The sequence below is a fragment of the Rhodococcus ruitaii genome, assembly GCF_055230935.1.
The window spans coordinates 1-22,125 of the sequence record NZ_JBUYWC010000023.1 but is presented as its reverse complement, the minus strand read 5'-3'; the positions used below and the strand labels follow the sequence as shown (position 1 = coordinate 22,125).

22 protein-coding genes are annotated in these 22,125 nt (G+C 65.3%); 13 read left to right on the top strand and 9 right to left on the bottom strand.

Annotated features, from left to right (window positions below; genetic code table 11):
- Positions 1-8: 8 nt before the first annotated feature.
- From ACZI8W_RS24145 to ACZI8W_RS24125, 5 genes are read left to right on the top strand one after another with little or no spacing between them, the layout of a single operon-like run.
- Positions 9-1,166, top strand: a complete 1,158-nt coding sequence (locus ACZI8W_RS24145) for an acyl-CoA dehydrogenase family protein (protein ID WP_463371063.1) — start codon at positions 9-11, stop codon at positions 1,164-1,166.
- Positions 1,167-1,168: 2 nt separating this feature from the next.
- Complete coding sequence (locus ACZI8W_RS24140) at positions 1,169-2,734, top strand: acyl-CoA synthetase (RefSeq protein ID WP_463371062.1); 1,566 nt, start codon at positions 1,169-1,171, stop codon at positions 2,732-2,734.
- Positions 2,734-3,342, top strand: coding sequence for a TetR/AcrR family transcriptional regulator (locus ACZI8W_RS24135; protein WP_463371061.1), 609 nt, complete (start codon positions 2,734-2,736; stop codon positions 3,340-3,342). The genes ACZI8W_RS24140 and ACZI8W_RS24135 overlap by 1 nt, the downstream gene beginning before the upstream one ends.
- Before the next feature lie 31 nt (positions 3,343-3,373).
- Positions 3,374-3,901, top strand: coding sequence for a DoxX family protein (locus ACZI8W_RS24130; protein ID WP_463371060.1), 528 nt, complete (start codon positions 3,374-3,376; stop codon positions 3,899-3,901).
- Positions 3,898-5,121 (top strand): CaiB/BaiF CoA transferase family protein, encoded by a 1,224-nt coding sequence (locus ACZI8W_RS24125; RefSeq protein ID WP_463371059.1) that lies wholly within the window; start codon positions 3,898-3,900, stop codon positions 5,119-5,121. Before ACZI8W_RS24130 ends, ACZI8W_RS24125 begins: the two co-directional genes overlap by 4 nt.
- Positions 5,122-5,130: 9 nt before the next feature.
- Here the strand turns inward: ACZI8W_RS24125 and ACZI8W_RS24120 are convergent, their stop codons facing one another.
- Positions 5,131-5,628, bottom strand: coding sequence for an SRPBCC family protein (locus ACZI8W_RS24120; RefSeq protein WP_463371058.1), 498 nt, complete (start codon positions 5,626-5,628; stop codon positions 5,131-5,133).
- A gap of 113 nt (positions 5,629-5,741) precedes the next feature.
- Positions 5,742-6,434 carry an SDR family NAD(P)-dependent oxidoreductase gene (locus tag ACZI8W_RS24115; protein ID WP_463371057.1) on the bottom strand — a complete coding sequence of 231 codons (693 nt, stop codon included), beginning with the start codon at positions 6,432-6,434 and terminating at the stop codon, positions 5,742-5,744.
- Positions 6,435-6,622: 188 nt separating this feature from the next.
- On the opposite strand from ACZI8W_RS24115, the gene ACZI8W_RS24110 reads away from it, so the two are divergent.
- The 3 genes from ACZI8W_RS24110 (at position 6,623) to ACZI8W_RS24100 (ending at position 10,530) form a co-directional block, all read left to right on the top strand.
- Positions 6,623-7,339 carry a dienelactone hydrolase family protein gene (locus tag ACZI8W_RS24110; protein WP_463371056.1) on the top strand — a complete coding sequence of 239 codons (717 nt, stop codon included), beginning with the start codon at positions 6,623-6,625 and terminating at the stop codon, positions 7,337-7,339.
- A gap of 126 nt (positions 7,340-7,465) precedes the next feature.
- The gene (locus ACZI8W_RS24105; RefSeq protein WP_463371055.1) at positions 7,466-9,433 is read left to right on the top strand and encodes a 2-oxoacid:acceptor oxidoreductase subunit alpha; all 1,968 of its coding nucleotides are present in this window, start codon (positions 7,466-7,468) and stop codon (positions 9,431-9,433) included.
- Positions 9,433-10,530: a 2-oxoacid:ferredoxin oxidoreductase subunit beta gene (locus ACZI8W_RS24100; RefSeq protein ID WP_463371054.1), complete on the top strand. Its 1,098-nt coding sequence runs from the start codon at positions 9,433-9,435 to the stop codon at positions 10,528-10,530. Before ACZI8W_RS24105 ends, ACZI8W_RS24100 begins: the two co-directional genes overlap by 1 nt.
- 25 nt (positions 10,531-10,555) lie before the next feature.
- Here the strand turns inward: ACZI8W_RS24100 and ACZI8W_RS24095 are convergent, their stop codons facing one another.
- Entirely contained in the window at positions 10,556-11,956 is a 1,401-nt protein-coding gene (locus tag ACZI8W_RS24095; protein ID WP_463371053.1) for an amidohydrolase family protein, read from the bottom strand.
- Positions 11,953-13,206 (bottom strand): CoA transferase, encoded by a 1,254-nt coding sequence (locus ACZI8W_RS24090; RefSeq protein WP_463371052.1) that lies wholly within the window; start codon positions 13,204-13,206, stop codon positions 11,953-11,955. Before ACZI8W_RS24090 ends, ACZI8W_RS24095 begins: the two co-directional genes overlap by 4 nt.
- 57 nt (positions 13,207-13,263) lie before the next feature.
- Here ACZI8W_RS24090 and ACZI8W_RS24085 point away from each other — a divergent pair, with 57 nt between their 5' ends.
- Both ACZI8W_RS24085 and ACZI8W_RS24080 read left to right on the top strand, forming a co-directional pair.
- Positions 13,264-14,316, top strand: coding sequence for an enoyl-CoA hydratase/isomerase family protein (locus ACZI8W_RS24085; RefSeq protein WP_463371051.1), 1,053 nt, complete (start codon positions 13,264-13,266; stop codon positions 14,314-14,316).
- A gap of 61 nt (positions 14,317-14,377) precedes the next feature.
- On the top strand, positions 14,378-14,800 hold the full coding sequence (locus tag ACZI8W_RS24080) for a DNA-binding protein (RefSeq protein WP_463371050.1): 423 nt from the start codon (positions 14,378-14,380) through the stop codon (positions 14,798-14,800).
- Between the two features lie 43 nt (positions 14,801-14,843).
- On the opposite strand, the gene ACZI8W_RS24075 is transcribed toward ACZI8W_RS24080, so the two are convergent.
- Both ACZI8W_RS24075 and ACZI8W_RS24070 read right to left on the bottom strand, forming a co-directional pair.
- Positions 14,844-15,845, bottom strand: a complete 1,002-nt coding sequence (locus ACZI8W_RS24075; RefSeq protein ID WP_463371049.1) for a MaoC family dehydratase — start codon at positions 15,843-15,845, stop codon at positions 14,844-14,846.
- Positions 15,846-15,847: 2 nt separating this feature from the next.
- On the bottom strand, positions 15,848-16,711 hold the full coding sequence (locus ACZI8W_RS24070) for an HpcH/HpaI aldolase/citrate lyase family protein (protein WP_463371048.1): 864 nt from the start codon (positions 16,709-16,711) through the stop codon (positions 15,848-15,850).
- A 216-nt stretch (positions 16,712-16,927) separates the two neighbouring features.
- Here ACZI8W_RS24070 and ACZI8W_RS24065 point away from each other — a divergent pair, with 216 nt between their 5' ends.
- The 3 genes from ACZI8W_RS24065 to ACZI8W_RS24055 are packed head-to-tail and all read left to right on the top strand — an operon-like array spanning position 16,928 to position 19,334.
- Entirely contained in the window at positions 16,928-18,079 is a 1,152-nt protein-coding gene (locus ACZI8W_RS24065; RefSeq protein WP_463371047.1) for an acyl-CoA dehydrogenase family protein, read from the top strand.
- A gap of 27 nt (positions 18,080-18,106) precedes the next feature.
- On the top strand, positions 18,107-18,853 hold the full coding sequence (locus ACZI8W_RS24060; protein WP_463371046.1) for a GntR family transcriptional regulator: 747 nt from the start codon (positions 18,107-18,109) through the stop codon (positions 18,851-18,853).
- Positions 18,854-18,881: 28 nt separating this feature from the next.
- The gene (locus ACZI8W_RS24055; protein WP_463371045.1) at positions 18,882-19,334 is read left to right on the top strand and encodes a MaoC family dehydratase; all 453 of its coding nucleotides are present in this window, start codon (positions 18,882-18,884) and stop codon (positions 19,332-19,334) included.
- Positions 19,335-19,338: 4 nt separating this feature from the next.
- Here ACZI8W_RS24055 and ACZI8W_RS24050 read toward each other — a convergent pair whose 3' ends face one another.
- The 3 genes from ACZI8W_RS24050 to tnpA all read right to left on the bottom strand — a co-directional run bounded on the left by ACZI8W_RS24050 (position 19,339) and on the right by tnpA (position 22,124).
- Entirely contained in the window at positions 19,339-20,496 is a 1,158-nt protein-coding gene (locus tag ACZI8W_RS24050) for a PQQ-dependent sugar dehydrogenase (protein WP_463371117.1), read from the bottom strand.
- Positions 20,497-20,534: 38 nt separating this feature from the next.
- The gene (locus ACZI8W_RS24045; protein WP_463371044.1) at positions 20,535-21,617 is read right to left on the bottom strand and encodes an alanine racemase; all 1,083 of its coding nucleotides are present in this window, start codon (positions 21,615-21,617) and stop codon (positions 20,535-20,537) included.
- A 147-nt stretch (positions 21,618-21,764) separates the two neighbouring features.
- Positions 21,765-22,124, bottom strand: coding sequence for an IS200/IS605 family transposase (gene tnpA / locus ACZI8W_RS24040; RefSeq protein ID WP_463371043.1), 360 nt, complete (start codon positions 22,122-22,124; stop codon positions 21,765-21,767).
- Position 22,125 lies beyond the last annotated feature (1 nt).

The window sequence follows — 22,125 nt, the reverse complement described above, 5'->3', positions numbered from 1 at the left end:
AAACCACCGTGAAGAGAACGATCCTCACCGATGAGCACGACGCGTTCCGCCAGATGCTGCGCGACTTCATCGAACGCGAGGTCGCACCCCACCGAGAAGAGTGGGACGAGCTCGGGCATCCGCCACGCGAGTTCTTCCGCCGACTCGGCGAGCTCGGCATCCTCGGTATCCAGGTACCCGAAGAATTCGGTGGCGGAGGTGAATCCAGCTTCATCTACAACACGATCGTGTTCGAAGAGGTCGCGCGCGCCGGAGTGTCTTTCGGCGGCTACACCGTCCACGCATGTCTGATCCTTCCGTATCTGATGGCGTACGCCACCGCCGAACAGAAGAAGCGCTGGCTCCCGGGCTTCGCGGACGGCTCGATCATGACTGCGATCGCGATGACCGAACCGGGCACCGGTTCCGACCTCGCGAACATCGCGACCACGGCAAAGCTGTCCGACGACGGCTCGCACTACATCGTCAACGGCGCCAAGACCTTCATCACCGGTGGTGCCACCGCCGATCTGATCCTCACGGTGTGCCGCACCTCGCCGTTCGATCCGGAGAATCGTCGCGGCGGCCTGTCGATCATCGCCGTTCCCACCGCAACCGAGGGCTTCGCAGTCGGACGTAAGCTCAACAAGATCGGCTTGCATCAGCAGGACACCGCAGAGCTGTCCTACAGCGATGTCAAGGTGCCCGTGGAGAATCTCCTCGGCGAGGAGGGCGCAGGCTTCGGCTATCTGGCGCACAACCTCCCCCAGGAGCGCCTGGCCATCGCGCTGAACCAGGTCGGCTTCGCCGAGGCCGCAATCTCCTACGCAATCGCATACACCCAGGAACGTAAGGTGTTCGGGAAACCCGTCGCCTCGTTCCAGAATTCGAAGTTCGTGCTCGCCGAATGCTCCGCAGAGACCCAGGCCGCGCGAGTCTACGTCGATCACTGCCTTGAACTGCTCGACCGCGACGAACTGTCGGTCGCCGACGCCGCGCGTGCCAAGCTGTTCTGCACCGAGCTCGCGGGCCGGGTGGTCGACAAGTGCCTGCAGTTACACGGTGGATACGGCTACATCACCGAATACCCGATCGCGCGGCTCTACGCCGACACACGCGTCACCCGGATCTACGGTGGCACCAGCGAAGTCATGAAGACGATCATCTCCAAGGACCTGGGGCTGTAATCATGTACCCGGGCCGCTACGCAGTGACGCACCCGGACCGGCCCGCGGTACACGAGGCCACAACCGGGCGGACGATCACCTATCGAGAACTCGAGGAGGGGTCCGTCAGGTTCGCGAACTGGCTGCGCGCGCACGGCGTAGGTGTCGGCGACCATGTCGCAGTGATCACCGTCAACGACGCGACGGTATACGAACTGTATTGGGGTGCACTTCGATCCGGTGTGTACATCACTTTCGTGAATTCGCACCTCGCAGCCGCGGAGGCCGCGTACATCGTGGACGACTGCGACGCGAAGATCCTGTTCGTGTCGGCTCCCCTTGCGGCGCTCGCCGAGGACATTGTCGCATCGACACCGAAGGTACAGCATCGGTTCGCCTTCGGCGGTTCGATACCCGGTCATCTCGACTACGAGACCGAGGTCGAGGGCCTGTCCACGGTACCGCCGGCCGACCAGCCGCGGGGCAGCGACATGCTGTATTCGTCGGGAACCACTGGTCGCCCCAAAGGAATCAAGCCACGTCTCAGCGGTGTGCAGATCGACGAGGATCCTGGGATCCCACTCATCGGTATGCTGCGGCACTTCGGATTCGACGAGGACACCGTCTACCTGTCGCCCGCGCCCATCTACCACTCGGCGCCGTTGCGTTACAGCGTGCTCACACAGGGTATGGGCGGCACCGTCGTTCTGATGGAACGCTTCGACGCGGAAGAATCACTGGAACTGATCGAGCGTCATCGCATCACCCACAGTCAGTGGGTCCCCACACATTTCGTGCGTCTGCTCCGGCTCCCCGCAGAGGTTCGGGACCGGTACGACCTGTCGTCGTTGCGATACGCGATCCACTCGGCGGCGCCGTGTCCCGTCGAGGTCAAACAGCGTCTCATCGAGTGGTGGGGCGAGATCGTGTACGAGTACTACTCGGCCACCGAGGCGGTCGGGAGCACCGTCATCACACCCCAGGAGTGGCTGTGCAAGCCTGGAAGTGTAGGCCGCACAGGCGGACCCGGAAGCAGCGGGATCGCGCACATTTGCGGCGGCGACGGGCGTGAACTGCCGACGGGACAGGCGGGAAGTGTCTACTTCGAGAAACCGGTGCAGAATCTCGAGTATCACAAGGATCCGGCCAAGTCCGACTCGGCACGACATCCGTTCGAGAAGAACTGGGCGACCAACGGCGACCTCGGTTACCTCGACGAAGACGGCTACCTGTTCCTGACCGGCCGCGACAGGTTCACGATCATCTCCGGTGGCGTGAACATCTACCCGCAGGAGATCGAGAACATCCTCGCCCTGCACCCGGGTGTCGGCGACGTCGCGGTCGTGGGTGTGCCCGACACAGACCGTGGTGAACGCGTCGAAGCGTTCGTGCGGCCCGCGGACGGCGTCGTCCCATGCGATGACCTCGAACGCGAGGTCATCGATTTCTGTCACGAGCGGCTGTCGAAGTTCAAATGCCCGCGCAGGGTTCGCTTCGTCGACAGCCTGCCGCGCACCGCGACCGGCAAGATGGTCAAGGGTGCTCTGCAAGACCTCATCGCCGAGTGCGCCGCTTCGGGGGCCATGTGATGGCTCCGTCTCCCAAGCAACGGCTGTTCATCGATGTGGGGCGCAAGGAGTTCGCGCGCAACGGGTACGGTGCCTCGTCGATCCGCACGATCGCGCAGGAAGCGGGTGTGAGCCTGTCGGCGCTGTACTACCACTACAAGAACAAGCAAGATCTGCTGCTCGCGATCCTGCTGGACGGTGCCGACACCTACGACGCAGTGTGCGACGCCGAACTGGCTGATGCCGGAGACGATCCCGTCGCACAACTGCGCGCGTTCGTGCGAGGAAACGTCAGGTTCCGGACTCAGTATCCCCTGCAGGGTCAGCTGATCGCGACCGAGGTCCGCAACCTGGAACCCGACGGAGCGCGACAGTACGACGAGCGTCGCCGTGCGGGGCGAAAGCGGATGCGCGACATCATCGACGAAGGCGTCCGCCAGGGCGTGTTCACCGCGAAATATCCCGACGACTGTCGCCGGTCGATCCTGGCGATGGTCTCGGCGATCGCCAACTGGTACGACCCGGCAGGCCCGGACACTCCGGAGGAGATCGCCGACCGCTACGCCGACATGGCGATGGATTTGTTGTGTCCGGGCGGGGTCGATGTGACAACGTCGGAGCGTCCGTGATGAGCGGGCATGTTCAGGAACGGAGCTGAAAATGGACAGTATCGACACCGGCCTACTGATACTTCGGGTGCTGCTGGGATTGACGATGGCGGCGCACGGGTACGGCAAGCTCTTCCGCGGTGGCCGCATTCCGGGTACCGCCGGATGGTTCGACGGAATGGGTATGCGTCCCGGCAAGATTCATGCGTGGCTCGCGGCCCTCACAGAGGTCGGCGCGGGTATCGCGCTCGCGCTGGGGATGCTCACTCCGTTCGCTGCGGCCGGGTTCGTCTCGTTGATGTTCGTCGCCGCGTGGACCGTGCATCGCGGTAGCGGATTCTTCGTCACGGCCAACGGCTGGGAGTACAACCTCGTGCTTGCCGGAGGAGCTGTGGCAGTCGCGATCATGGGTGCCGGCAGCGTGAGCCTCGATCACCTGATCTTCGGTGACAACCTTCTCGACGGTGGGGTCGGTGGGCTCATCGCCTTGGTCGGTGGACTCGCTGCGGCCGGTGCCTTGCTCGGTGCGTGCTACCGACCCGTCCCGAAACAGGACGATGATTCCGTGGCAGTCGCGTGAACGAAGACGCCAACAGTCGCCACGGTGAAACCGCGGGGCGTGACGAACTGCCCCTCGCCGGCATCACAGTCGTCAGTCTCGAGCAAGCGGTCGCTGCGCCGTTGGCGACCCGGCACTTGGCAGACCTGGGCGCGCGCGTCGTCAAGGTCGAGCGGGTCGGCGACGGAGACTTCGCCCGAGACTACGACAGTGCCGTCCTCGGTCTCGCCGCGCATTTCGTGTGGCTCAACCGCGGAAAGGAATCGTTCGCGGTGGATCTCAAGGCTCCCGCCGGGGTCGGCGCGGTGAAGTCGCTCATCGCTGGCGCCGACGTGTTCCTGCAGAATCTCGCTCCGGGCGCCGTCGATCGTCTCGGCCTCGGTGCCGACGACGTGCGCGCCGATCATCCCGAGTTGATCGTCGTGAACATGTCGGGCTACGGGACCGACGGTCCGATGCGCGACCGAAAGGCATACGACCTGCTGGTTCAGTCGGAATCGGGACTGTGCTCGATCACCGGCACACCGGAGACCGCGGTCAAGACCGGTATCCCCACATCGGACATTGCGGCGGGCATGTACGCGTTGACCTCGATCCAGGCCGCACTGCTGCGCCGATACCGTACGGGTGTGGGAGCGACGATCGACGTGTCGATGTTCGACGCGACGGCAGAGTGGCTCGGATATCCGATGTACCTGCAGCTGTATCAGGATCGGCAGGTTCCGCGCATGGGCCTGGCCCATACCTCGATTACCCCGTACGACAAGTACGCCACCGCTGACGGTGAAATTCTCATCGGTGTGCAGAACGATCGAGGATGGAGGCAGTTGACGGAGGTGCTGGGGATGCCAGCGCTCGCGAACGACCCGCGGTATGCGACCAACGTCGAACGGGTCGCGCGCCGGGAGGAGGTCGACAAGCTCGTCGGAGATGCCACCGCCGCCTACAGCAGCGCCGATCTCGACGAGAAGCTCGCCGAGGCTGGGATCCCCGCAGCGCGTCTGCGCGACCTGAGAGGTCTGATCGAGCATCCTCAGCTGCGTGAGCGTGACCGGTGGTGCGAGGTCGAGACCCAAGCGGGCGCCGTACGCGCAATCCGGCCGCCGATGAACTTCCGCGACGTCGAGTTGCCCATGGGGCCGGTGCCCGGACTCGGGCAGCACACCGATGCCATCTTGGCCGGGCTCGGATTGACCGACGAACAGGTTGCGGGTCTGCGGGAAGCCGGGGTCGTCGGGTAGACGAGCCGGTCAGGTCGTCTCGGCTGCGAGCTGTTCGAGCAGAGACATATTGCCTGTCATGGCGTCTCGCCACACGCCCAAGCGGTGGGCCACGATGTCGCTCTCTCTATCGGGGTGTTGCTCGATGAACTGGGAGAGCGGTGATGTGCCGTGGCCCATCTTGGCCCATTGCCTGACGACGGCGCCGCTTTCGGCCGGCTCGACCTCGAAGCCCCAGAGAGCGATGGGTGCCTCGGCTGGACCCACGCGCCATACCCAGCGGCGACCGTCCTCGACTTCGACGACCTCCGGATCGGTGTGCCACTGACCTATCTCGGCACTGTGATTGTGGCCGCGGAATCGGGCGCCGACTGCGACACCGTCGGCGCCGTCCAGCCATTCGGCCCGCTGCAGCTCACCTTCGACGCGGGTGGGTAACTCGATGTCGGTGACCAACGACCAGGCCTGGCCCGGGCTGCAACGCAGAGTTCCGGTGACCTCGACTGTCGGGTTATCGCGCAGACGCACTGATGCTCCTTCGGAGTTCGAGTCGATCTTCGACGGTGAATCTGCGCCGATGTTATTCGAGATGCCGATGTTGTTCGAGCGGCCGATGCTATTCGAGACCCGGACCTTCGTGCTCAGCCGACGTTCGTCACCGGAATCAGGCCGCCGGTGATGGCTGCGCCGGCGTCGGACAGCAAGAACTCGATGACCTTCGCGAGATCGGCCGGTTGCGACCATCGGCTGGTGTCGGCGTCGGGCATCGCGGCGCGGTTGGCGGGGGTGTCGATGACGACGGGGAGCAGTGCGTTGACGCGAATGTGGTCGTCGCGGTATTCGACCGCCATGGTCTCGACAAGTGCCGAGACCGCAGCCTTCGACGCGATGTACGACGCGCCGCCCGAGAACGGATTGTGAGTCGCGGCGGCGGAGATGCAGACGATCGATCCACCGCCGCGACGGATCAGGTGGGGCAGCGCGCCCTGGCTGACGGAATAGGCTGTGCGTACGTTGAGGTCGAACTGGGAATCGAGCACGCCGATCGGAGTCTCGTGGACTCGCGGGCCGGAGGAGAACCCACCCACCAGGTTGACGACGCCGAACAGAGGCGCGCTGGGGTCGTCGGCTGCGACCGCCAAGGCATCCTCGAGTTGCTGTTCGTCGGAGAGATCGGCTTTGACGAGCTGCAGATTCGGATGAGTACCGACACGCTCGAGCTCTTCGGGGGCCACCCATGGGACCACGACACGCCAGCCGGTGTCGAGAAGATGCGTGGTCACCGAGGCGCCGAGTCCGCCGGTGCCGCCGCTGACGAGTGCGGTGCGAGTCATGGTCACCGTCCTTCCGAGTGTTTGTCGGGGTCTCGCGTGTTGATCCGGTCCGGTCCGGCGCGAGACTGATAACGATCCTATCGTACATGAAAATGACATTCTCGAGAATCTTACATAGTGGGAACAGGGCGCCCTTGGCTCGCTGATCGGCATGATGGGTGGACGGCCCGTCGTCGAAAGGACATCACGTGACCGACATCGAAGCGGAGTTCGTCAGAATCGGTGATCTCCGGGCATTTCTCGCTCGTCCACTGGGCGGAAGTAGCGGCGGAATGCTGATGCTCCCCATGATCACCGGCATCAACGACCAGGTCCGTGAGTACGCAGAGGACATCGCCGACACCGGCGTGACCGCACTCGTGTGGGACCCGTGGCACGGACACAGTGCAGACGACACCCCGCGGGAAACGCTGGTGCAGTGGATGGGCGACCTTCAGGACGACGCTGTCCTTGCCGAGATGAACACCCTGCTCGAGCACGCTTTCGGTGAATTGGGGCTGTCGAAGGTGGGGGTGATCGGCTGGTGCCTCGGTGGCCGACTGGCACTGATCCTCGGCGGCGGCGACCCGCGAGTTGCGAATGTGGTTGCCTACCACCCGTCGATCGTCGTGCCCGCACCACCGAACCACACGATCGAGGCGGTCGAGTCCGCGTCGCGCATCTCAGCGCCGGTCATGCTCCTGCACGCAGGCGCCGACACCGTCATCTCACGCGCGACGTTCGATGAACTGCAGACCGCACTGCAGGGGCGTATCGCAGGCGCGAGCATCGTCTCGGTCTTCCCCGGCGCCGAGCACGGATTCAGCAGCCGGGATCGGCACACGAACCCGATCAACGCCGACGCGTACGCGCTGTCCTGGCCCCAGGTTTTGCGCTTCGTCCGCGACACGGTGCTGGGTCCGTAACACGGGGCTGGGCTCGTAGCCGGGGAAATCGACAGAAACTACTGGAACCGGTTGCATGTGCGCGCCAGAGGACGACTATGGAGCGCAGGTGCCGGACTGCACAGGCCCGGGGGAAGCGAGACAGGTATGGAGCCGAGGGACACCCGCACGGCGTACGCGACCGGGCACGACCGGCACGTGACGAAACATGTCAAGCGTCTGAACCAGGTCGTCATCCGCATCGCCGGTGACTCCGGTGACGGCATGCAGCTCGCCGGCGACCGATTCACCGCTGAAGCAGCTGCCTTCGGCAACGACCTCGCCACTCAACCCAACTTCCCCGCGGAGATCCGCGCCCCGCAGGGCACGTTGCCGGGGGTGTCGAGCTTCCAGATCCAGATCGCCGACCACGACATCCTCACTGCCGGCGACCGGCCCGACGTGCTGGTGGCGATGAATCCGGCGGCGTTGAAATCGAACGTAGGCGACCTGCCCGACGGTGGCATCCTCATCGTCAACAGCGACGAGTTCAGCAAGCGCACTCTCTCGAAGGCCGGGTACGACAGCAATCCGCTCGAGTCGGACGGGTTCGAGCACCTGCAGGTACACACCGTCCCCATGAGCACCCTGACTCTCGGCGCGGTCGAACCCGCCGGAGTGGGCAAGAAGGAGGCCCACCGCGCGAAGAACATGTTTGCGCTCGGCCTCCTGTCGTGGATGTACGGTCGAACGATCGTCTCGGTCGAGGCATTCATCGAAACCAAGTTTGCGTCGCAACCAGATATCGTCCGCGCGAATATCCTTGCATTGCACTCGGGCTGGAACTACGGCGAGACGACCGAGTCCTTCGCGTCGACCTACGAAGTGGACCGCGCCGAACTGCCACCGGGCACCTATCGGCAGATCACGGGCAACACCGCACTCGCTTATGGGCTGGTCGCTGCGGGCAAGGCAGCCGGCATGGATGTGTTCCTCGGCAGCTACCCGATCACGCCCGCGTCGGATATCCTCCACGAACTGAGCAGGCTCAAACGTTTCGGTGTCCACACCTTCCAGGCGGAGGACGAGATCGCCGGTATCGGTGCGGCGGTCGGGGCATCGTACGGTGGTGCACTCGGGGTCACCAGCACGTCCGGTCCGGGGGTCGCGCTGAAATCGGAAGCGATCGGGCTCGCGGTGATGACCGAACTGCCGCTCGTCGTCGTCGATGTGCAGCGAGGTGGGCCCTCCACCGGCCTGCCCACCAAGACCGAGCAGGCCGATCTGTTGCAGGCGATGTTCGGTCGCAACGGTGAGTCGCCGGTCGCGATCGTTGCGCCGCAATCCCCGGCAGACTGCTTTGCCGCTGCGCTCGACGCGGTCCGCATCGCCGTGACCTACCGGACCCCGGTGATGTTGCTGTCCGACGGTGCGATAGCCAATGGATCTGAACCATGGCGTATTCCGGACGTCGAAGCACTCACACCGATCGAGTCCCGGTTTGCAGCACCGCCGGGTGACGGCGACCCAGGTTACCAGCCGTACGCACGCGACCCACTGACGCTTGCACGCGACTGGGCAATCCCCGGTACCGCCGGACGAGAGCACCGCATCGGCGGGTTGGAGAAGGCCAACGGCACGGGCAACATCTCTTACCATCACACCAATCACGAATTGATGACCCGCGTGCGCGCAGCCCGGATCGCGGGCATCGACGTCCCTGATCTCGAGGTGGACGACCCCACGGGCGATGCCGAGATCCTCGTCCTCGGCTGGGGTTCGTCGTACGGGCCGATCGGTGAAGCGGTGCGGCGTGTGCGGCGCAGTGGTCGCGCGGTAGCCAGAGCCCACCTGCGCCACCTCAACCCGATGCCGAAGAACCTTTGCGGAGTGCTGAAAAACTATCGACGCGTGCTGGTTCCGGAAATGAATCTCGGCCAGCTGGCCATGCTGCTGAAGGCGCGGTGCGATGCGAACCTCCAATCCGTCACCAAGGTCTCCGGCATGGCATTCCGCGCAGACGAACTGCACGAAGCGCTCCTCGAGGAATTCGACGGCACATTGAGTGACGCCGAGAGCGCCAAGACACCCGCCGCGGCCTCCGCGGCCGTGATGATCGAGCGAGATGATCGATGATGCGAGACACCACGAACGGAGCCGCGCGCAATGGACGTGCCTCCCGACCTGTCGGAACCGATCTCGGGATCAGTGCCCTCGAGGGGGTGCCGCGTACCGACAGTGAACAGAAAGCGAAGGATTTCACCTCCGATCAAGAGGTACGGTGGTGCCCCGGCTGCGGCGACTACGTCATCCTGGCGACGGTCCGAGCCGTGCTGCCGCAGCTGGGACTGAAGCGGGAGAACATCGTCTTCGTGTCGGGTATCGGCTGCTCGTCGCGATTCCCGTACTACCTCGACACGTACGGGGTGCATTCCATCCACGGCCGAGCTCCGACCTTTGCGACCGGTCTGGCGGTCACCAGACCCGACCTGTCGGTGTGGGTGGTCACGGGCGATGGCGATGCCCTGTCGATCGGGGGGAATCACCTGATCCACGCGTTGCGTCGTAACGTGAACATGCGAATACTGTTGTTCAACAACCGTATTTACGGTCTGACCAAGGGCCAATACTCGCCCACCTCGGAAGCCGGAAAGATCACCAAGTCGACGCCGATGGGGTCGATCGACGCACCGTTCAACACGATGTCACTCGCGATCGGGGCCGAGGCCGGATTCGTGGCGCGCGTGCTCGATTCCGACCGGGCGGGGCTCACCGAGGTTTTGCTCGCAGCGGCCGAATATCGCGGGGCGGCATTCGTCGAGATTCTGCAGGACTGCCCGATCTTCAACGACGGTTCGTTCGACGAGCTCCGCAAGGGCAACGCCGAGGACCACCTCATCCATGTCCGTCATGGTGAACCGATCGTCTTCGGGACCGACGACGAACTCTGCGTCGTACGCGCCGGGTTCGGTCTCCGCGTGGCTCGGATCGTCGATGTGGATCGAGACGACATCGTCGTGCACGACGCTCACAGCGACGACCCGGAATACGCCTACGCGCTGTCGCGCCTGTCGGTGCAGGATCTCACCTACACGGTCACGGGAATTGTGCGGTCGGTGTCGCGGCGCACGTACGATGACCAAGCACGTGCCCAGGTGGCTGCCGCTGTGGCCGAAGAACCGGCCGATCTGCAGTCGCTGCTGGACGGCCCCAGCACCTGGACTGTGTCATGAAGCGGCGGGGTGACGGCTCCGCCGATCAGGGCGTCGCATAGACGCAGCGGCCACCGATCCAAGTGACACGCACTCGGCTTGCATCGGCCTCGCCGAGGACGTCCACGAGCGGCCCGTCGAGCAGTACGAGATCGGCAGCGACGCCGACCGTGACCTGTCGTGCCTGTCCGCCGGGATCGTCGAGCGGCGCAAGGTAGCGGTCGAGCGCGTCGGCGGGGGTGATCCGTTCAGCCGCACCGACGACGACTCCGCTGGGGCAGCGCCTGGTGACGGCGGCCCGCATGACCTGCCACGGGTCCACGGGGCCGTACGGAGCGTCGCTCGACAATGCGACGGGGACTCCGCCGTCGATCAGGCTGCGACACCGGTAGAGATCGGGTAGATCTTCGGCGTCGACGTCGCGCAGATACGAGTCGCCACGGTCGGTGAGAAATCCGGGTTGTGTGACCACACGGATCCTGCGTCGTCTCAGGTCGTCGATGGATTCGGCCGGTACGAGCGCGCCATGCTCGATCCGATCGCCGGGGTAGGAGCCGGCCTCGTCGAAGACCGCGACGAGAATCGCGAACGCCTCGCGGCTGACGCAGTGCACCGCGACAGCGCGACCTGCGTCGTGGACACGACGAATGGAGGCGATGAGAGTGCCGATGTCGGGGAGATCGGAGTCGGCGATGACGATCTTGTACGGACCGGCAGAGCATCCCGTCGCGCCCGCAGTGAAATCGCCTGGGGCACCGAGCAGGTACAGGCGTTGGGGGAGTGCACCGGTGACGTGCGCTTCGACGAGCGCATCGATCGTGCTCGGTGTGAGATCGGGCGTCGCATCGGTGACCCCGGTGACGCCGTACCGGGCGAGTTCCGTGCCGATCGCTTCCACTGCCGGGGGAGAGGTGGCAGGGAGACGGTCACGCAACCAGGTGTCGCCCCGCCATATTCGTCCAGTAGGGCGTCCGGAGTCGTCGCGTTCGACGCCCGGGTGATCGGCCGAGTCGAGGCGGGCGAGCAACGCTGCCTCGGAGTTCAGCACCCACATGGCACCGCTGCGGTGTTGGATCCGTACCGGTCGCCGGGAGTGGATGCGATCCAGAGTATGGGAATCAAGCATGCCTGCAACGGATTCGAAGTATCCGACACCGCGGATCCAGCCGTCACCCGGGGCGGCGTCGAGGGCGCGGGCGAGGGCGTCCGCCGAAGTGACGTCAGGTGGTCCGCATCGCACGGACACGCGATCGGCTGCCAGAGCGTGCAGGTGGATGTGGTGATCATGGAGACCGGGGATCAGTGCGCCACCGCGGCCGTCGACGACATCGCACCTCTCGGGCACCTCGATTCCCTTTCCGAGCTGCGAGATGACGCCGTCACGGACGAGAACGTCGAGGCCGGGATCGCCGTCGATCTCCACATCACGCAAGAGCAGAAGGGTCATCGTATTCCCAGCTCGGACAAAACCTTCGATGTGTCGCGACCTGATTCGGCGACCGCACCCGCGGGTTCACGGCGCTCCGGCTCGGCGAGCGCGACGGTGCCGGACGGTGCGTCGACCCACCAACGCCCCCCGAGCGAATGGCACATTGCGTCCGGTGAAGGAGACGAACGATACATTCGCTCGGAATCGGGTGGGCCGGGCGCCAACGTTGATGCGATCAGCGCAGACATCGATACGTCCCACAGTATTCCGTTGCCGTCTGCCGGCCGGGACAGTGCGAGCGCTGCGGCGGTGACGCCGGTGAGTGGATCGGCCAGGGCATCGCCGACGAACACAGGGCCCTGCGCATCATGAGCGACGAGTCCGGCAGAGGCTGCGACGTCGTCGCCGAAACCGATGCGGAATGACTCCCGACCGTGAGCGGTGATCGACACCCAGGTGCCGCCGTTCGCGACGAATCGGTCGGCGTCGAGACCGAACCCGGTAAGAGCCCGCGGGCGTGATGCCTCGATGACGATGTCGGCTGCCGCAACCAGTTCCGCGAGTTCCCGGCGCTGGATGTCGTCGCCCGGGTCGAGGACGACGGACTCGTGCCCACCGTGAAGTAGCCGGTAGAAGTCGGCGCTACCGCGGCGGGCACCGTCGGGCCGCGTCGGGGTCTCGATCTTGACCACCCGAGCCCCGGCGAGACCGAGAATGTGTGCACACAGCGGACCTGCCCACAGCGAACTGAAATCGACGACGAGCAACCCGTCGGCCGGCCGAGGGACCAGGGGCTCGGGTACTGCCGCGGAAATCGGTGCGACCGGGCCTGCCGCGATGCCGAGCGGCTCGGCGAGAGCGAGGAGGTCCTCGCCGGTGTGCTCTGCCAGCCAGGTGGTGACGGCGGGCCACGGGTCGTCGCCGATGTCGGCCCCGACGAGAGCGCCGAGCAGCGACGGGTCGTCCGGGCGGGCACACGAGATGGCGGCCCACCCATCGGCGGTGGGGAGCAGCCGGCAAGAGCCACCCGCCGAGACAGCGCCCGCGCGTCGGTGACCTGTGAACGCGGCGCGCTCGGACAGTACACGCGCCCCGTCGAGTCGTACCGCCCCGTTCGTCGCGGACTCTATCCATGCTGTCGTTGCCCGCGCGACGGTTGCGGCGCGGCCGGGTGGGATCAGCGGAGGGCCATCGGACCTGCCGGTCAGACAGGCGATTCCGCTCTCGGCCCAGTCGCGTGTGGTGTCCGCGGACAGGGTTTCGAACACGTTCGTGATGCTACATTGCCCGAGGATGGGCAGGCAGCGAGCACAAGGACGGAACTGATGGGCGCGAACACGATCTCCGTCGTGGAGCTGGCGGGCGGCGTTGCCGATGTGCCGGTCCTCCAAGACGACGGCGCGGTCCGGAACCCGCTTCTGATCGTCGACCTCGACGATGCGCCGGCATCGGTGCTCGAGCGCGCAGCGGAACGAGCGTGGGTGAGCGATCACCTGCTCGTCGGCAGGAGCAGTGGTGCGTCCATCGAGGCGAGCGGCCTGGCGCCGCTACTCGAATCCCTGGATCTGACATACGCGGCGGGGCCGGACCCCCGGTCGTCGACGGTGGTGGGCACGGACGATCTCGAGGCGAGCCTGTCGGCGTTCGGCGATGCCGTTGCGCAGAATCCGCACGCGTCGCTGGTGGTTCGTCATGTGCTTCGTGCTGCCGACACGGTGGGGGTTGCCGCAGCGATCGATATCGAGTCGCTCGGGTATTCGACGTTGCAGGGTGGTCCCGAGTTCCTGCGGTGGCTCGACGTGCGTGGACCTCGCCCGCTGCCGCCGCCCGCGCCCGCCGACCCGGTTCTCGTCGCGCGAGACGGCGACACGCTGCGGATCACGCTCAACCGGCCCGAGCGGCGCAACGCCTACGGCACGCAGTTGCGGGATGCGCTGGTCGAGGCGCTGCGCCTGGCCGAGCTCGACGACAGCATCGGCCATGTGGTGGTCGACGGGGCGGGCCCGTCGTTCTGTGCGGGCGGTGACCTCGACGAGTTCGGACGCACACCTGATACCTCCACCGCGCACCTGATCCGCACGCGTGGTGGGGCTGGACGACTGGTTGCGCGGCTTGCGGATCGGGTCGAGGTGCGCGTGCACGGGCACTGCGTCGGCGCCGGGATCGAGATTCCGGCTTTCGCGAATCGGGTCGTCGCCGCGCCCGGCACGGTCTTCCGGCTTCCGGAGGTGTCGATGGGACTGATCCCGGGGGCAGGCGGCACCGTGAGCGTTCCGCGAAGGATCGGGAGGTGGCGGGCGATGCACCTGTTCGTGACCGCGCATCCGCTGGATGTCGACCGCGCGCGCGGGTGGGGATTGGTCGACGAGATCAGCTGAATCAACATTATGTTTACAATAGAATGTTGACAACATGTCGTTCACAGGTCACTCTGGGTGTATGACCGAGAACGAATTCGCACCCCCGAGTCCGAGTCGTGAGCGCGCTGATCGTGAGTACGCCGGCTTGTTCCGAATCGCCGAACGCCACGGTGCCACCCCGGAGCAACGCGCTCGTCAAGCACAGCCCTACATGCTGGATCCGCTGGGCGCTGTGCGCATCGTCGGAGCGCTTGCCGGTGGCGTACATTCTCCGGGCCCGGGGGAACCGGAGGTCGACGAAGCCGACATCACCGCGGCCCTTGGGCTCATGCCCAAGGTGAGATCTGAAATCGACCAACTGGAAGCTCTGATCCTCGGGATCGCACGTGAACACGGAATGACCTGGCAGCAAATCGCTTTCGGGCTCGGCCTGGGTAGCACCCAGGCCGCAAGGCAGCGGTACGAGAGGCTGGTGAGACGGGTCGACACCCGAGGCTCGTGATGGCTACGTCAGATTCGTGATGGCTATGCCAGCTTCGTGATACCTACGCCATGAGCACGCTGAAACGCCAATCCAGAACGCGTGCCGGCTCGGCGTCGCCGCGGTGCGCATACACGAGCGACCGCAGGTCCAGAACGCCGCCACCCTCGGCGAGGGGTTCAGCGGACTCGACGTGCAGGTCGCTGGTGAGGGTGTCGCCCTCGTGCACCGGCCCGGTGTGATCGCACGACTGCCAGCCGAGCACCGTCACCATATTGGGCAAAGCCCGCGACGCCTGCGCCAACGCCAGGCCGATCGTATGCCCGCCGTACACCAGCCTGCCCGCGGCCCCGACCCGTTCGTCGTGGTGGGTCGCTGCGATGTTCAAGCTGAGCCGCGCGAGCTCGGGCGCGCTCGACACGACGTCGCCGCTCGACTGCAGCACAGACCCGGCGAGTGCCGCGTCGAAGTGTGCGCCGGGCACCGAGGTGCGATATTCGTCGAGGTTCCATCCCTCGGGGACGGCCCATTGCGGATCGTCCTGGGGGCCGATCGTCGACAGGTCGTCGGTGTGCACCACTCGGTTCCGGTCGGGGCGTTCGCTCAGCGGCAGCATCGCGCAGCGGTAGAAGTCGAGGACGAGGTTGCCGTCGTGATCGACGGTATTCATACGCAGCGCCGCGAGACCGGTGGGTGTGCGGCCCGGCTTGGCCGAGTTCTCCTTCAGACCCACGACTTCGGTGGTGGTGTACAGAGTGTCGCCGATGTGCGGAAACCGGCGGAAACGCAACCCTCGGTAGAACAGATTGGCCTTGACGTGGTGCGTGGCCAGCGTCGACTGACCGATGGCGATGTCGGTGACGAAACCGGCGTGCGCGACCGCGCCGCCGGTGACCCGGGCGGAGAGGTGCTTGTCGAGGGGCAGGCGCAAACGGTCGCCGAGGATCGACTGGTGCGCGGCAGCGAGACCATCGGTGAGAGTGACGGCAGGTGCGGTGTCGAAGACCTGGCCGACGGTCAGTTCGTCGAAGTACGGTCCGCCGACCGACGCGTGGTTGCTGGACATGTTCAGGCTCCGATCCTGGTGAGGGTGCGACGGGCGGCGACGGCGACGGCCTCGTCGAGCATCTGGCCGTCCAGTTGCGCGGCACCGGCGCCGCGAGCCTCCGCTTCCTCGAGGGCGGCGAGAACCATGCGGGCAGCCTCTACCTGCCCGGCGGTGGGCGTGAACGCTGCAGCAGCGGAATCGATCTGGCCTGGATGGATGACCCACTTTCCGTCGAATCCGAGATCGGAAACCCACCGCGCCCAGCGGCGGAATGCATCGTCGTCGGCGATGCCGAGGAACGGACCGTCGATGGCCTGCACGCCTGCGGAGCGCGCCGCGTGCAGGATGCGGTCCTGCGCGTACAGCCATTGCTCGGGCAGTGCGGTGCGTGCCCGTCCCAGGGCAGCGCCCAGATCGGCATAGCCGATGATCACGCCCCCAATTCGAGGGCCGGCAACGATGTCGTCGATGTTCTGGACGCCTGCCGGTGTCTCGACGAGAGCCTGGATTCCGACGCCGGATTGCTCGCCCAGAATGCGGTCGGCCTCGACGAGATCGTCGGCGCTCTCGACCTTCGGGAACACGATCGATGCGAGTGCGGTGCCGAGTTCAGCGCACGCGCGTAGGTCGTCTTCGAACCACTCGGTGCGGCGCCCGTTGATGCGTACCGACACCGTGCGGTCGGAGCCGTGTGCACGGACCAGAGGAGCGATGAGATCGCGCGCGGCGGTCTTCCTGTCGGGGGTGACCGCGTCCTCGAGATCGAGAACGACCTCATCTGCGGCGGAGGCCAGAGCTTTGCCGGCCTTGCGTTCGTCGGAGCCGGGGGCGACGAGCACCGCTCGCCGGCGAAGGTGTTGCTCGGATGTCACGGGAAACCTCATGGGTTCGACGGGTGGGGAACGCCAGTAAATGTACGGCCATTGTGTCGCGATGCGCCAGTTCTATAGGTATCGGTAGCGACACGGATCGCTGATATCACTGGTTCGGAGCGCTGACATAGCGGGGTCAGTGATTGACAAGCGCTGGTACGGCCAACCAAAATGGCCGTACAAAGTGTGTCCCTGTCACCGGGACCCGCGACGAGCCTAAGGACTTCCGTGAGCCATCTGAACGACGAAGAGACATTCCTGGTCAAGACCGTCCGCGACTTCATCGACCGCGAGGTCAAGCCGTCGGTGCAGGAAGTCGAGCACAGCGGCGAGTACCCCGAGAAGTGGATCGAGCAGATGAAGCAGATCGGGATCTACGGGCTCGCGGTGCCGGAGGAGTACGGCGGGTCGCCGGTGTCGATGCCGTGCTACGTGCAGGTCACCGAGGAACTCGCCCGCGGCTGGATGTCGCTGTCGGGTGCGATGGGCGGGCACACCGTGGTCGCGAAGCTGCTGGCGCTGTTCGGTACCGAGGAGCAGAAGCGCCGGTATCTGCCCAGGCTCGCGACGGGGGAGATCCGGGCGACGATGGCGTTGACGGAACCGGGTGGCGGCTCGGATCTGCAGGCGATGACCACCACCGCCACCCGTGACGGTGATGATCTGGTGATCAACGGGTCGAAGACGTGGATCACCAATGCGCGGCGTGCGGGGTTGATCGCGCTGCTGTGTAAGACCGATCCGCAGGCCAGTCCGCGGCACAAGGGAATTTCGGTGGTGCTCGTCGAGCACGGTCCGGGGTTGACGGTCTCGCGGGATCTGCCGAAGCTCGGGTACAAGGGTGTCGAGTCGTGCGAGCTCAGTTTCGATGGCTACCGGATTTCGGCGGATGCGGTCCTCGGCGGTGAGCCCGGCAAGGGTTTCGGGCACATGATGAAGGGCCTCGAGACGGGCCGGTTGCAGGTCGCCTCGCGTGCGTTGGGGGTGGCTGCGGCTGCGTTGGAGGATTCGTTGGCGTATGCGCAGCAGCGGGAGAGTTTCGGGAAGCCGATCTGGAAGCATCAGTCGATCGGAAACTATCTGGCGGAGATGGCGACGAAGTTGACGGCGGCGCGGCAGCTGGCGCGGTATGCGGCGGAGAAGTACGACAGTGGTGAGCGGTGCGATATGGAGGCGGGGATGGCGAAGTTGTACTGCTCGGAGGTTGCGATGGAGATTGCGTTGGATGCGGTGCGGATTCACGGCGGTTATGGGTATTCGACGGAGTATGACGTGGAGCGGTATTTCCGTGATGCGCCGTTGATGATCGTGGGTGAGGGGACCAACGAGATTCAGCGTAATGTGATCGCGTCGCAGCTCGTGGCGCGTGGTGGCCTCTGATGGTCGCCCACTAGGATCATGTCCGCCATGGACAGCAGAACACGTGAGACGGAACCCGTATACGCGCAACTCGCACGTCAGCTGCGCGACGCCGTCGAAGCCGGTCGGTACAACGACGGTGTGCGGCTGCCGACCGAGGCAGAGCTTGCGGAGCAGTACGGGGTGAGTCGTCAGACAGTGCGGCGGGCATTCCAGGACCTGGTTGCAGACGGGATCGTCTATCGCGTGCCCGGGCGAGGCACGTTCGCGAACGAGTCGAGCAAGCGTTACCGTCGCCAGCTCGGCTCGATCGAGGATCTGCTCGCGTTGTCGGCCGACACGGTCATGGAGATCGTGTCGCCGCTGAGGCGCGGGGTCGATATCGATGCGGCGAGCCGACTGCGCCTCGACACCGATCTGCTGTACACCCTGGTTCTACGACGAGTTCATGACGAAATTCCATTCGTGCACACCACGATCCACCTCCCCGACGAGATTGCGACGGATGTGCTGGACGAACCCGCGCTGCAACTCGGTGCATCCAGCCGCAACACTGTGATCGGGTTGCTCGAGCCCTATCTCGACAGCCCCATCGTCGAAGCTGCGCAATCGATCACTGTCGCACCTGCGTCCGAGCGGGTCGCGGAGGTTCTGAACTGCGCTGCCGGACACCCGCTGTTGCGGGTCGACCGGTTGTACTCGAACAAGGCGGGGGTTCCCATCGAGCTGTCGGTGAGCTACTTCCTGCCGGAGCATTACACCTATCGCGTCACCCTCCGGCGCTCCGGACGTTGACGTGACAAACCAACCCCAGGAGCTGAATATGCGGGTCTTCAACGGAATTGACGAGGTCGAGAGGTCGGTCGGCGAGATCATCGGCCAGAGCGACTGGCTCGAGATCACCCAGGAACGGGTGAACTTGTTCGCCGAGGCGACCGGCGACCACCAGTGGATCCACGTCGATCCCGAGCGGGCTGCGAGCGGCCCGTTCGGCGCGACGATCGCTCACGGTTACCTCACGCTGTCGTTGCTTCCCGTGCTCGGTGCGCAGATCTTCTCGCTCGAGGGCGTGAAGATGAAGGTCAACTACGGCGTCAACAAGGTGCGGTTCCCCGCACCGGTCCCGGTGGGCTCGAAAGTCCGTGCCTCGGTGGTATTCAAGTCGTTCGAGCGCACTGCGAAGGGCGCCACTCTCATTGTGGGATACACCGTCGAGATCGAGGGCGGCAGCAAACCGGCCCTCATTGCCGAGACGATCTCCGTCCTCGTTCCCTGACCCGTCAGGGATTTTCGAGACTGGGTACTTCGAGACCGGGTACTTCGATACGGAGGATGCGGTCGTCGTCGTCCGCGGGGTCCCCGCGACCGTCGCGGTTCGACGTGGTCAACCACAATGAGCCGTCCGGTGCGCTGACGACGGTCCGCAGTCTTCCGTACTCGCCGAAAAAATAGTCTGTGGTGTCGAGACCGTCGATACCGATGCGCCACAGTCGCTCTCCCCGCAGTGATGTCATCCACAGGTTGCCGTCGTCGAAGGTGATTCCGGACGGCGACGCCTGCGACACCGGCCAGGTCACGACCGGATCGATGTACTGGTCTCCGCCCCCGTCTCTACCACTGCTGCCCTCGATCTCGGGCCAGCCGTAGTTGCCACCCGCCACGATCTCGTTGAGTTCGTCCACGTCGTTCTGGCCGAACTCGGACGCCCACAACCTGCCCTCGTCATCGAACGCGAGGCCCTGCACGTTCCGGTGGCCGAGAGAATACACCGGAGAAGTCGGGTCGGGATTATCCGGCGCCGGTTCGCCATCCATTGTCACCCGCAGGATCTTTCCGCCGAGAGACGTCGGATCCTGAGCGAGAGGTCGATCACCTGCCTCGCCGGTCGCGGCGTACAACATGTCGTCGGGCCCGAACTGCAACCGCCCGCCGTCGTGGACTCGTGCGGCGGGAATACCCTCGAGGATCACCTGATGGTCGGTGAGTGCCTCCCCGTCGTACGTGGCGCGCAGAATGCGATTGTCGGACGACGTTGTGACATAGAGGAAGACGAACCGGTCGGTGTCGAAGGTGGGCGAGACCGCGATGCCGAGGAGGCCGGATTCGCCCTGCGCGACGGTCTCGGTGATCCTGTCGACCTCCCGAACCTGCTGGTCTGCGCCGATCTCGAGGACTCGGCCCGTGTCGCGTTCGGTGACCAGCGCTGCCCCGTCGGGAAGGAAAGCGATACCCCACGGTGTCTCGAGACCGGACGCGACGGTGTCGGTGACACGCGGTGCGGGTTCTGTAGGCGCAGACTCAGGGCTTGTAGGCGCAGACTCAGGGCTTGTAGGTGCAGACTCGGGGGTCGACGGGGCGGGCGTCGCGGGTGCTCCCTCCGGAGACGAACACGCGACGAGTGGAACCGCCAGGGCGGTGAGGGCGATGCGACGTAACAGGACGCGACGTAACAGGGGGTGGCGTAACAATACGGGTGTCACGTGTTGCATCCTCGCGCGGCGACCTGCCATCGGTCCAATACCACGTCGGCGTGGCGCCCGTCTGTCACAATCAGCTCATCTGCGAGATTGACGGCGTTGCAAACGTGATTGGGAATCACTCGCACCCGTTGTCCGAGGTTGGGACGGGTAAATGTATTCGGCCACCCCACCGTGGCGTGATGCTCCGAGAGGGCAGTGATCTGCGCGTTTGGTTCACCGAGAATACGCCCGTATCCAGTGGCCCACGATGCGCGGTCGGCTCCGAGCGTCTTGCTTCCGGAGTCGAGCACGACCACCTCCCCGCGAGCCGACACCACTGTCGCCAGCGCGGTGAGAGCGATATCCGCCTCCGTGATCGTCTCGAGTTCGAGCTGCTGAGCATCGCCGAACACGTACACTCCGGGCCGCAGTTCGGTTGCGACGGTAGGAATCTCGATCAGTGCGGTAGGTGACGACCCGCCACTGATCACCACCGGATCGATCCCCGCGTCGCGCAGTGCGGCAGCCGCGACCGCGAGTGCTTCGGTTTCCTCTGCGGCAGCGACGTGCGGAAGCCCCGGCCCGTACGAGTGGCCGGGGAAGGTGAACACGCCGACCACATCCAGACCTCGGGCGTGTGCCTCACCCGCGACTGCGCCCGCCTGCTCGGGAGCGACGCCGGTCCGGTGGTGTCCGCTGTCGACCTCGACGAGCACACCGACCGATGCATCGCAGTGTTCGGCGAGTGCGCGAGCCCCGGCGGTGGAGTCGACCCCGACGGTGAGTCGCACAGTCTCGGCCAGCGTCTGCAACCGCGCACCGCGCGCGGTGTCGGCCCACAGCGGATAGGCGATGAAGAGGTCGTCGAACCCTGCCTGCGCGAACACTTCTGCCTCGGACACGGTGGCCACGGCAAGCCCACTCGAACCGGCGGCAAGCTGAAGATGTGCGATCTCGATGCACTTGTGGGTCTTGGCGTGCGGTCGTATGACGAGACCGCGCTCCCGCGCCGATGCGGCCATGCGCGCGATGTTGGCATCGAGGGCGGTGCGGTCGACGACGAGTGCGGGCGTGGCCTCGATGGAGGGGAAGGCGATCATCTTCCCGACCGTAGTCGCGCTGTACCTGATGTTCGGTGAGTATTCGTCGATTCAGGTGCGGTCGAGCCACGTGAGTTGCATGCCGCCTCCTGCGATCACGGGGTAGCTCTTAGCGCACCGGGAGGCACGCCACGGGCCGAGCGTGCCCTACACCGGACGGTCCTGCTGCTCGATGTACTGCCGCAACACCGACAGTGGTGCGCCGCCGACCGATCCAGCGAAGTACGACCCCGACCAGAGTCTCTGGGCTCGCCAGTAGTGCCGGACCAGTTCGGGGAACTCCTGCCGCATCCGGCGCGACGACACACCTTTGAGGCTGTTCACCAGCGTCGACACGGCGACCTTCGGCGGGAAGTTCACGAGCAGGTGGACGTGGTTGCTTTCGCCGGTGAACTCGACCAGTTCGACCTCGACGTCGGTACACACGGTCCGGATGATCGCTTCCATGCGTTTGAGGTGGCGGGCGGTGACCACGCGATGCCGATACGTGATGACGAAAAAAACCAGG

What these genes read in the sequence shown, in the direction of transcription:
- ACZI8W_RS24140 (WP_463371062.1), top strand. Translation starts at nt 1,169, where the DNA reads ATGTACCCGGGCCGCTACGCAGTGACGCACCCGGACCGGCCCGCGGTA.
- ACZI8W_RS24135 (WP_463371061.1), top strand. Translation starts at nt 2,734, where the DNA reads ATGGCTCCGTCTCCCAAGCAACGGCTGTTCATCGATGTGGGGCGCAAG.
- ACZI8W_RS24130 (WP_463371060.1), top strand. Translation starts at nt 3,374, where the DNA reads ATGGACAGTATCGACACCGGCCTACTGATACTTCGGGTGCTGCTGGGA.
- ACZI8W_RS24115 (WP_463371057.1), bottom strand. Translation starts at nt 6,434, where the DNA reads ATGACTCGCACCGCACTCGTCAGCGGCGGCACCGGCGGACTCGGCGCC.
- ACZI8W_RS24105 (WP_463371055.1), top strand. Translation starts at nt 7,466, where the DNA reads ATGGAGCCGAGGGACACCCGCACGGCGTACGCGACCGGGCACGACCGG.
- ACZI8W_RS24100 (WP_463371054.1), top strand. Translation starts at nt 9,433, where the DNA reads ATGCGAGACACCACGAACGGAGCCGCGCGCAATGGACGTGCCTCCCGA.
- ACZI8W_RS24095 (WP_463371053.1), bottom strand. Translation starts at nt 11,956, where the DNA reads ATGACCCTTCTGCTCTTGCGTGATGTGGAGATCGACGGCGATCCCGGC.
- ACZI8W_RS24085 (WP_463371051.1), top strand. Translation starts at nt 13,264, where the DNA reads ATGGGCGCGAACACGATCTCCGTCGTGGAGCTGGCGGGCGGCGTTGCC.
- ACZI8W_RS24080 (WP_463371050.1), top strand. Translation starts at nt 14,378, where the DNA reads ATGACCGAGAACGAATTCGCACCCCCGAGTCCGAGTCGTGAGCGCGCT.
- ACZI8W_RS24075 (WP_463371049.1), bottom strand. Translation starts at nt 15,845, where the DNA reads ATGTCCAGCAACCACGCGTCGGTCGGCGGACCGTACTTCGACGAACTG.
- ACZI8W_RS24070 (WP_463371048.1), bottom strand. Translation starts at nt 16,711, where the DNA reads ATGAGGTTTCCCGTGACATCCGAGCAACACCTTCGCCGGCGAGCGGTG.
- ACZI8W_RS24060 (WP_463371046.1), top strand. Translation starts at nt 18,107, where the DNA reads ATGGACAGCAGAACACGTGAGACGGAACCCGTATACGCGCAACTCGCA.
- ACZI8W_RS24055 (WP_463371045.1), top strand. Translation starts at nt 18,882, where the DNA reads ATGCGGGTCTTCAACGGAATTGACGAGGTCGAGAGGTCGGTCGGCGAG.
- ACZI8W_RS24045 (WP_463371044.1), bottom strand. Translation starts at nt 21,617, where the DNA reads ATGATCGCCTTCCCCTCCATCGAGGCCACGCCCGCACTCGTCGTCGAC.